Genomic DNA, 4,402 nt, shown 5'->3' with positions numbered 1-4,402 from the left:
GATTATTGGTGGAGGATTCGATGCCTGTCTCCGTTTTTTTCAATATCCAAAGCATGCTTAGTCATCATATTCAATTTGAACGATTGAGTCACGTGACTTCTAAGCTTAGAATAGTTAAAAATGAATATGAGATTGCGTGCCTTCAAAGAGCTGCTGAAATTGTGGACCGGGTTTTCTCCAAAATTGTTGATGAGGGTCTCGAGGGCAGGTCGGAGAAGGAGCTATCTGCGAGGTTACAGTATCTTATCAAGAGCTATGGTGCCGATGATGTGGCCTTTGAACCAATAGTTGCTTCCGGCCCTAATGGAGCCAACCCGCATCATACACCCGGTGATAGAGTCATCCAAAAAGGTGATATGGTAATCCTTGACTTCGGTGCTAAATATAAAGGATACTGTTCTGATATTACCAGAACTGTTGCGATTGGCGATGTGTCGGACGAAGCGAAGTTAGTTTATCAGGTTGTGAAGGAGTCTCAGGAGGTTGGTTTAAAGTCAATACGCGCAGGAATTAAGACTGGTGATATCGATCTGTCGGTGAGGAACAATATTGCTGCCCACGGCTTTGGGAATTTATTTATTCACAGGACGGGGCATGGCTTGGGATTGGATATCCATGAAGAACCTTACATTGCGCCCAACGGTGAGTCCATAATTGAGGATGGTATGATTTTTACTGTTGAGCCCGGTATTTATTTGCCCGGTAAGTTTGGTGTCAGGATCGAAGATGATGTGGTCGTCATGGAGAGTGCGGGCCGCTCACTGACATCTTCAGAAAAAGAGTTAATTTATTTGTAAACTAAAAAAGAAATTGCCCTGTACAAAAAATGCGTGAACAAGTATGAGTAATTGGGGCACCACAGTAATGCTACAGCGGAGGCGAGATTATGAGCGTCACTACCAGTTGTGTAGCTGTTGAAAAGGAGATGCAAAAAAGGAGGGCTGCGGTAAGGCCGGTAAACGCAAGGATTGCCAGGCTCAGAAATGAAAGCATAACGGCCATGGTCAAGATATCCGGCGAGAGGGCCCGGCTTATAACTGAGTTTTATAAAAGCGGGGCAGCCGCCGATAAATCCATGCCTGTGCAGCGAGCGATGGCGTTCAGGTATTTAATGGAACGGGTGAGCCTTCCCGTCGAAGACGGCCAGTTGATCGTCGGGTTGAGGGGTACCGGTCCCCAGGAGGTCCCTACATATCCTGAGATCTGCACTCACAGCATGGCGGACCTGGAAATTCTGGATTCGAGAGATAATATGCCATACAAAGTTGACGAAAGCACCAGGAGATTGTATGCGGATGAAATAATTCCATACTGGAAGGGCAGGACCGTGAGGGAAGCCGTCTTTGAAAGCCTGCCCCGGGACTGGCTGGATGCTTATGAAGCCGGGATATGGACGGAATTTATGGAGCAAAGGGCACCCGGACACACGGCTGGCGGCGACAGGATTTTCAAAATGGGGATACTGGATATAAAAGAAGAAATTAAAAAGAAAATGGCTGAACTCAAGCCGGAGGACCCCGCATACGGCGAGAAGATGGAAGAGCTCAAGGCCATGGACATTGCCGCCGACGCCATCCTGGTCTACGCCGGGCGTTATGCCGAAAAACTCGACAGGATGGTCGAAGAAGAAGAAAACTCCGGGCGAAAAGAAGAACTTAAAGAAATGGCCCGGATATGCAGGCGTGTTCCGGCCCATGCTCCGGAGACTTTCTGGGAAGCCCTTCAGCATTACTGGTTTGTTCACGTGGGTGTGGTCTATGAGACAAATCCCTGGGATTCTTTTAATCCCGGACGGCTGGATCAGCATTTATATCCGTTCTACAGCAGGGATATCGCGGAAGGGAGGCTCACAAGAGATAAAGCCAGGGAACTTCTTCAGGCCTTTTGGATTAAGATCAACAACCAGCCCGCGGTGCCGAAGGTCGGCGTAACAGCCGAAGAGAGCTTCACGTACAACGACTTCACGAAAATCAATGTGGGAGGGCTTAAGGAGGACGGTTCCGACGGTGTCAACGATGTCACGTACCTCATCCTGGAAGTTCTGGATGAAATGAGAACCTTGCAGCCGAATACAGCTGTGCTGGTGAGCGATAAAAATCCCGAGCGCCTTCTGATCAAAGCTTTGAAAGTCGTGGGCCCCGGCTTTGGAGAGCCGCCGTTTTTCAACTTCGACGGTGTCGTGGTAAAGATGCTGAGGCAGGGTAAAAGCCTCGAAGACGCCCGCACTTCAGGGGTCAGCGGTTGCGTGGAGTCCGGAGCTTTCGGGAAGGAAGCCTACATATTGACCGGGTATTTCAACCTGCCTAAAATTCTTGAAATCACCCTTAACAACGGTATAGACCCGCTAAGCGGTAAGAAACTGGGTCTTGAAACAGGGGATCCTGCCGGTTTCAAGACCTTCGATGAGCTCTGGGAGGCGTTTGTCAGGCAGGTTAAGCACTTTATGGACATAAAGATGAAGGGAAATGACATTATAGAGGAGATCTATGCGAAGCAATTGCCGGTACCATTCATGTCGCTCTGGATTGACGACTGCGTTCAAAACGCCCGGGACTACAATGCCGGGGGTGCCAGGTACAACACGCAGTACGTCCAGCTGGTGGGACTGGGTACCGTGGCTTTCGGTTTAAGTGCGATCAGATACCACGTTTTTGATAGAAAGACGGTTGCCATGGGAGAGTTGCTGGAAGCCCTCGGGCAGAACTTTGAAGGAAAACACGAGATGTTGAGGCAAGTGATTTTAAATAAAACACCCAGGTACGGGGAAGACGATGATTATGCGGACGAAATAGCGAAAAAGATCGTGGATGTAACGGTAAAGATAATTGAAAGCTACCCGCTTTCCCCGGTCAGGAAGGCATCGAAAAGGGCTTACTTCCTTCCTACCACAGCTCATGTGTATTTCGGCAAGGTCACCGGAGCGACGCCGGACGGGAGAAAGGCGGGCATGCCGGTGTCTGAAGGCGTATCACCAGTCCAGGGGAGCGACAGGAAGGGGATAGCGGCTGTCTTCAGGTCGGTGTCCAAGTGCGACTGGGACAGGACCGGTGGGGCCCTGCTCAACCAAAAGCTTACTCCGGACCTGCTGGAAGGTGATGAAAACATTAAAAATCTGGCCCGGCTTATCAGGACTTTTTTCAATATGGGAGGACATCACGTCCAGTTCAACGTTGTAAGCGCCGAGCTTCTCCGCGAGGCGCAGGAGCGCCCTGCCGATTTTCAGGACCTGATGGTAAGGGTTGCCGGGTACAGCGATTATTTCGTGAACCTGCCGAAAGGGTTGCAGGAAGAGATAATTGCCAGGACCGAACACAGAGAGATTTAACTCCGGCGGTATAATTATCCGGTCAAACCGTTATCACCGGCACGGTTCCATTCGGCGCTCCCCCAAAAGCAGGAAGCTGCGGGGACAACGCGGCAGAACGGGGGATAGCCGAGCTCTACAGTGCCTTAAATCAAGATGGAGGCATCTAAATGGTCAACGAAGGATTGATATTTGACATAAAACGTTTTGCTATCCACGACGGTCCGGGCATAAGGACGACGGTATTCCTGAAAGGATGCCCCCTCCGGTGCTGGTGGTGTCACAATCCCGAAGGTATTTATCCCGCAAGCGAGCTCATATTTTTTGAATATAAATGTATCGGGTGCCGGACGTGCGCCGGTGTTTGTCCCACCGGCGCGATTGCTTTTGAAAACGGTACGCATCACCTGGATCGGGAAAAATGCAAAGGTTGCGGTGTATGTTCCGAAGCCTGCCCGACAGGCGCTCTGAGGCTGGCCGGCAGGGTCATCACCGTTGAAGGGCTCATGCAGGAGCTTGAAAAAGATGTCCTGCTTTACGACAACTCCGGTGGGGGTGTGACCTTTTCGGGTGGGGAGCCGCTTTTACAGCACCGGTTTTTAATAGAGGCCTTGAGGGAGTGCAAAAAGAGAGACCTGAGTACGGCCCTGGACACATCCGGTTACGCTTCCGCGGACGTTTTCGCAGCAGTTTTGGATTACGTCGATGTTTTTCTCTTTGACCTGAAACTGGCCGATGACGGAGAACACAGAAAGTACACGGGAGTTTCGAACGTGCCGATCAGGAACAACCTTCGGATGCTGGCGGATACCGGGAGGGGTGGGGACGTGATCTTGCGCCTCCCCGTAATTCCGGGGATTACCGATACGGAAAAAAATATCGCGGGCCTTCTGGATTTTGTGGCCTCACTGAAAGGGATAAGGAGGATTGACCTGTTACCTTTCCACGACGTGAACGAAAAATACTGCAGGCTCGGCAGGGACTACAAAATGCCCGCCTGCGGTGCCCCGGCTCCGGAGAAGTTGAAATTTATCAAGGAATGCTTTGAGAGAGCCGGTTTTAATGTAAAAATATAAAGGTGGCTTTCCTGGATTTGCC

The 4,402-nt window shown here is 50.6% G+C and carries 3 protein-coding genes; all 3 read left to right on the top strand.

The window, feature by feature from the left end; genetic code table 11:
* On the top strand, positions 1-797 hold a 797-nt coding region (locus ACPLUI_RS11455; protein ID WP_424660392.1), incomplete at its 5' end, for a M24 family metallopeptidase.
* Positions 798-925: 128 nt separating this feature from the next.
* A complete protein-coding gene (hypD, locus tag ACPLUI_RS11450) occupies positions 926-3,325 on the top strand; it encodes a trans-4-hydroxy-L-proline dehydratase (RefSeq protein WP_424660393.1) in 2,400 nt (799 codons plus the stop codon).
* 149 nt (positions 3,326-3,474) lie between these two features.
* Positions 3,475-4,380, top strand: a complete 906-nt coding sequence (locus tag ACPLUI_RS11445; RefSeq protein WP_424660391.1) for a glycyl-radical enzyme activating protein — start codon at positions 3,475-3,477, stop codon at positions 4,378-4,380.
* Positions 4,381-4,402: the final 22 nt, after the last annotated feature.

The sequence above is a fragment of the Desulfofundulus sp. genome (assembly GCF_049701015.1).
Taxonomy (GTDB): domain Bacteria; phylum Bacillota; class Desulfotomaculia; order Desulfotomaculales; family Desulfovirgulaceae; genus Desulfofundulus.
The sequence above is the reverse complement of the archived record's forward strand: the minus strand, read 5'-3'. Positions and strand labels throughout refer to the sequence as shown.

Coding starts and splice junctions, on each gene's coding strand:
- hypD (WP_424660393.1), top strand. CDS start 926: ATGCAAAAAAGGAGGGCTGCGGTAAGGCCGGTAAACGCAAGGATTGCC.
- ACPLUI_RS11445 (WP_424660391.1), top strand. CDS start 3,475: ATGGTCAACGAAGGATTGATATTTGACATAAAACGTTTTGCTATCCAC.